Here is a 6,195-nt window from a genome sequence, read left to right as displayed (position 1 = left end):
CCAACACCGCTACTATCGCCGGTACAGAACATGACCCGGTAACTACCAATAATACCAGCAGCGTGACTGTTACCCGTGTAGCGGTAACCGACCTGGAAGTAGTGAAAACAGTAGATAATACGACGCCTGATGTGGGTACAAACGTTACGTTTACCATCAAAGCCTCGAATCACGGGCCCAGCACAGCGACCAACGTGGTGGTAACAGATGTGCTGCCCGCAGGATATGAGCTGGTGCAGGCAACACCTGCCTCCGGTACATTCTCCAAAGATGGTAAATGGACACTGGGCACCATGAACGCACAAACGACAACCACGCTTGTTATTACCGCAAAAGTGCTGGCAACGGGCAACTACACCAATACCGCCAGCATCGCCGGTACAGAAACAGATCACAACACTGCCAACAACAGCAGCAGTGTTACACCGGTTCCTGTTGCCGTAACTAACCTCCAGGTGGTAAAAACCATCAACAATAGCACTCCTGATGTAAGCAGCCAGGTCACCTTTACGATCACTGCTAAAAACGAAGGACCTTCTGCGGCAACCGGAGTAACTGTAACGGATATACTTCAAAGCGGTTATCATTTCGATGAGGCCAGCACAACTACCGGCAGCTATGACGCACGCAGCGGAAAATGGAATATCGGCAACCTGGCAAATGGCCAGTCGGCCACACTGCAAATCAAAGCAACGGTTCAACCGGAAGGCGATTACAGTAACGTGGCGGTTATCAGCGGAAATGAGAAAGATAAAGTGCCGGGAGATAATGAGAGCGCTATTACCGCTCCTACACCGGTACCTGTAGCGGACCTGCAGGTTACCAAAACGATAGACAAAACCGTTCCGGGTACCGGCGATAAAGTCACCTTCACCATTACCGTGAAGAACAATGGTGCCAGCAAAGCCACGCACGTACGGGTAAGCGATCAACTGCAATCCGGATTCCGTTACCTGCAGGCCACCGCCGGAAAAGGAAGCTACGATCCGACGACCGGTATCTGGACCATCGGCAACATGAATGCCGGCGAAACCATCGTGCTGCAGATAGAAGCCCTGGTAAATACCACCGGCCAATACACCAATACCGCCACAGTATCAGCAGATGAAAAAGATCCGGTAACTACTAATAATACCAGCACGTTAACGGTTACGCCTGATGCGGTGACAGATCTTTTTGTCAGCAAAGAAATCTCCAACATGGCGCCGCCACATGGTTCGGATGTTACATTCAACATCAAAACAGGCAATAATGGCCCGAGCGATGCTACAGGCGTAACGGTAACGGATATACTCCCTGCAGGCTATACCTACAAATCTTCCAAAGCTTCTACTGGCACCTATGATGCCGTTACAGGCAAGTGGACCATTGGTAACCTGGCTTACAAAGCAACGGCGGAAATGACCATGACCGTTACCATAAATAAAACGGGCAGCTATACCAATACCGCTACCATTGCCGGCAATGAAACAGACCGCGTAGGCAGCAACAACAGCAGCACGGTTGCACCTGTACCGGTGCCGTTAAGCACCAGGGATGACGCAGCCAGCACAGAAGAACCAGACCCGGTAGTGATTAATGTCATTAAAAACGATACCTATGGTAATACCGGTCATACCGTATACATCAAAGACCTGCCACAGCATGGTACCGTAAAAGACAATGGGAACGGCACCGTTACTTACACACCACAGGCAGGTTTTGGCGGCACCGACCAGTTTACCTATTACATCCAGGACCAGTCGGGCTTTGCATCAAACGTATCTACCGTTACGATCGACGTTACGAAACGCCTGGTTGACCTGTCTGTCAAAAAGGTAATCCTGACGCCTCCGGCGGAAATAACCGTGGGCAAAAATGTCACCTTTGAATTGAGTGTCACCAATAATAGCCGCAAAGGCGCCAGCAATATAGTGGTGACAGATATCCTGGCCAGCAACATCGGTGATATGCAGATTAAAACCAACGTGGAAAATGGTAAGGAAAGTTATGATCCTGCCACCAAAACCATGAGCTGGAAACTGGATACCCTGGCGCCGGGACAGACGATCAAACTGACGCTGAGTGCAAAATTACTGAGCGGAGGTCCGGTGAATAACACTGCTACTGTTACGGGTGAAAATGCCGATCCTGATCTGACAAACAATACCGCCACTGTCAGCTCTGAGGCGAAAGGTCCGGATATCTTTATTCCGACCGCCTTTACTCCTAACGGCGATGGTATCAATGATAAGTTTATCATACTGGGAATAGACCGGTATCCGGGATCAGTATTGATCGTATTCAACCGCTGGGGCAACGTAGTATACCGTTCCAACGATTACCGCAACAACTGGGATGGATCAGGCCTGAATGAAGGTACCTACTATTACGAACTGGTTTGTCCGACTACCTCCAACAATAAAATATCATTGAAAGGTTGGGTACAGTTAGTCCGGTAACCTGTAAGAATAGAATGAAGTGTTATGCAAATATTAATGTTGAAAAAAATACCAATGAATAAAGTCCTATCTGCTCTAATCTTCATCCTGTGCGGAGTTACCGCCTCCGCACAGCAGGACGCACAGTTTAGTCAGTACATGTTCAACGGAATATATGTGAACCCGGCTTATGCAGGGTACCGGGAGCAATGGAACATCCATGCCTTCTACAGGAACCAGTGGACCAACTACCCGGGCGCACCCAAAACATTTTCTGTGGCCGTAGACGGAAGTGCGAACAACGACCGGGTTGGTTTGGGACTACAGGTGATGAGCGACAAACTGGGGGCATCGAATACCACCTCGGTATATGCTACCTATGCTTACCGTATTCCGGTGAACCAGGATGGCTCCTCCAGGCTGGCGCTGGGCATCAGCGGAGGGTTTATGCAGCAGCGACTGGATATGTCGTTGCTCACCACTTCTTCTTCCATCACCGATCCGGCATTGGTGAACGGCGAAAACAACAGGATGTTACCTGATGCCCGGTTCGGCATTTTTTATAACAGGGAGCGTTTCTTCGCCGGTGTATCAGCATCTAACCTGCTGACCCAGTTTTTCCAGAAATCAACTGCGCTGAAAGAGTACCTGCCTTTAAAACCGCATCTGTATTTTACTGCGGGCGGACTGATTCCTTTATCGGAAGAACTGATACTGAAACCAAGTGTGCTGGTAAAAGAAGATCTTGCCGGCCCTGTCAGTGTAGACCTGAACGCTTTTGTACTCATCAGCCAGAAACTATGGCTGGGAGGGTCTTACCGCTCTACTTATCTTCATAAATCCAACCTGGAGGCTAACCTGAAAAAGCCGGCCGCACTGGTATTTATGGCAGAGGTATTTGTAAATGATAAACTCCGTGTAGGCTACGCCTATGATATGACGCTGAATGGCACTGCCGCTACCAATTACCCTACCCATGAGTTGTCTATCGGCTACTTTTTCAATCGCAGGAACGCGAGGATGATGTCGCCACGCTATTTCTAACGCTGTAATGTTGTATGATCATGATCGCATCCAGGAAATTAATACCACTACTGTTACTGGCAGCAGCAGGCTATAGTCAGCATGCCAGTGCACAATACGCATATACCGAAGCATACAAAGCTTATCAGCTCTATAATTTTGAAAAGGCCAAACCGCTTTTTGAAAAAGCATATCATAAAAACCCATCCGCCAAAGCAGCCAGGGGAGCGGCCGACAGCTACCGGCTGACCAAAGACTACAAACAGGCAGCCACCTGGTATGCCCATCTCTGGGAAACACGACAGTTTACCCCGGAAGATGAATTACATTATGCCGGTATCCTGATGAACAATCAACAATACACCGATGCACTCACCCATCTCGACCACTACCTTCAGGCAAATCCTGACAACAAGCTGGCGCAGCAGATGAAAGCAGGTTGTTTATTGGGTAACCAGCCACAGGCAATGATTGTAAAGGGAACACTGGAAAACATGGCCGCGCTCAATTCTCCTTATTCAGACTGGAGTATTACCAGGATCAACGAAAAATATGTTTTCGCCTCCGACCGGCCGTACAAGGATATACGAAAATCAGCGTTCTTCGAACACGAAGGTATCAAAAAGAAAATGTATACCTGGACCGGCAACAGCTACCTGCATCTCTACGAAACCACTGGAGACAGCGCCCTTATAAAGCCACTGGAGAAGCGTAGTGTTAACGGAGATTATCACAGCTCCAACGCCACCTATAACGCGAACGGCAGCACGATGTTTCTGGCCATTACCACTTTTGAGAAACGCGCTTCTTCTGTGTTGGGAAAGGATTCTATCTTAACCATGAATATCGGTATCAAAGAAATTAACAGGGATGATAAAGAGAGATGGATGAAGGCGCCGAAATTCCCTTATAATGCCACCCTGCAATATTCTCTCGGAGATCCGTGGGTAAATCCCAGTGGCGATACGCTGTACTTTACCTCCAACCAGGGCCCGGAACACCAGGGAGGAACAGATATTTATTATACCGTGAAGAAGGATGAAAAATGGGGCGAACCGGTGAACATGGGCATGTCCATTAATACACCCGGTAATGAACGCACGCCGGCCTTCGATACCGAAGGGAATTTCCTTTTTGCCAGTGACGGACATCCCGGGCTGGGCGGATTGGATATCTTTAAAGCCGTTTATAAAAGCCATCAATGGCTGGTCACCAACGCAGGTACGCCTGTTAACAGCAGCCACGACGACTTCGCTCCCGCTGCCCTCGACAGCTCCCTTTATTTTGCATCCAACAGGGAAGGCGGTAAAGGAAGCGACGACATCTACCGTTTCCGTCCGGCGCCTGTTCCGGTGAAACCTGTTTTTGTAATCAGTGGTATTGTCACCGACCGGAAAACGAACCGACCATTGCCGGAAGTACAAATTACACTCCGCAACCGCATCACACAAACAACGATAAAGATTATTACCGACAAAGATGGCCACTATCAACAGCCGGTAGACAGTGGCAAATATGAACTGAGCTTCCACAAAACAAAGTACATCACCATTGCCAGGGATACGCTGAATACCACCACTGTCAATACTCGCAGGAATCAACAGATGGAACAGCCGCAGCTCAACAAACCTATCAAAATAGACAACATCTACTTTGATCTGGGCAAATCAGAAATACGTCCGGATGCTGCCAAAGAACTCGATAAACTGGTGGTCATTCTCCAGGATAATCCTACCTGGGACATTGAACTGGGGGCACATACAGATTCCAGATCCAATGATGCCTACAACATGGGATTGTCGCAACGCCGCGCAGCGGCCACAGTAGCCTACCTGGTCAGCAAAGGCATCAGCGCCCGCCGCCTCACGGCCAAAGGATATGGCGAAACCAGGCTACTGAATAAGTGCGCCAATGGTGTGAAATGCTCAGAAGAAGAGCATCTCCGCAACAGGCGTACAGAATTTACGATCCTGAAATTCTGATGATGATATTGCATATAAAAAGGAAAGACGCTCTTACAGAGCGTCTTTCCTTTTTTATATGCCTGGCAAATTAACCGCTATACTAAATATAATCCCGGATAACTTCAAACGTCGATTTACCTTCCTTATCAAAAATCTCCCTGCCACAATCCTGACAGGTATCTTCCGTGATAATATCACCACGTTTCACCTGCCAGACATTCATACTACCACAGGAACAGTATACGGTATAAAGCACTTCTCCGGATAAATCCCCAAATGCTTTCCAATTCCAGAAATCATCGGATTGTTTCTTCAGCTGCTTTAAATCCCGGGTGGGCACCAATCCGATATAGTAACTGTCATTGCCCCGATTCAACGATACAATAGAAAGACCAGCCTCTTCCACCAGCGCCTGGAACTGTTCCAGCAAAAAAGGAATGCTATCACCGGGAGCCATGCTGCCGACCTGCTCCTGCAGCAGCTGGTATATACTTTCGATATCGAACGTTGCACCTGCATTAAGTTCTCCTCCCCTCTTTCTGATGAAATGACCGATCTGGTAAGGCTCGTCTTCTGCTTTCCAATCGGTCACTGTCAGGTATCCGGAATCAATCAGGAAATCCAGTACCTCCTGGTCGTGGTTAAAGGAAGGTAAAGCAGCCTGTTCGGCCGCAGTAAAGAAATAAGGAACAAATTTCAAGTTCATAGCGACCACATATTAAGGTTTATCAATACAGAAACAGGATTCATGCTCATCCCCGAAGAACCGAAAATATTAAGTTTTCCGG

At 48.3% G+C, this 6,195-nt stretch carries 4 protein-coding genes; 3 read left to right on the top strand and 1 reads right to left on the bottom strand.

Annotated elements, in window-relative coordinates; translation table 11 throughout:
• The 3 genes from BMW79_RS17305 to BMW79_RS17295 all read left to right on the top strand — a co-directional run.
• Nucleotides 1–2,441: T9SS type B sorting domain-containing protein (locus tag BMW79_RS17305; protein WP_143059192.1), on the top strand; the 2,441-nt coding region annotated here is incomplete at its 5' end.
• Nucleotides 2,442–2,495: 54 nt separating this feature from the next.
• The gene (locus BMW79_RS17300) at nt 2,496–3,464 is read left to right on the top strand and encodes a PorP/SprF family type IX secretion system membrane protein (protein ID WP_089896724.1); all 969 of its coding nucleotides are present in this window, start codon (nt 2,496–2,498) and stop codon (nt 3,462–3,464) included.
• A gap of 14 nt (nt 3,465–3,478) precedes the next feature.
• Nucleotides 3,479–5,425, top strand: a complete 1,947-nt coding sequence (locus BMW79_RS17295) for an OmpA family protein (protein WP_089896723.1) — start codon at nt 3,479–3,481, stop codon at nt 5,423–5,425.
• Nucleotides 5,426–5,507: 82 nt separating this feature from the next.
• On the opposite strand, the gene BMW79_RS17290 is transcribed toward BMW79_RS17295, so the two are convergent.
• A complete protein-coding gene (locus BMW79_RS17290; protein WP_089896722.1) occupies nt 5,508–6,113 on the bottom strand; it encodes a DUF6630 family protein in 606 nt (201 codons plus the stop codon).
• Nucleotides 6,114–6,195 lie beyond the last annotated feature (82 nt).

Source organism: Chitinophaga arvensicola, from assembly GCF_900110835.1.
Lineage (GTDB): Bacteria > Bacteroidota > Bacteroidia > Chitinophagales > Chitinophagaceae > Chitinophaga > Chitinophaga arvensicola.
This window is presented reverse-complemented; position numbering and strand designations above follow the sequence as displayed.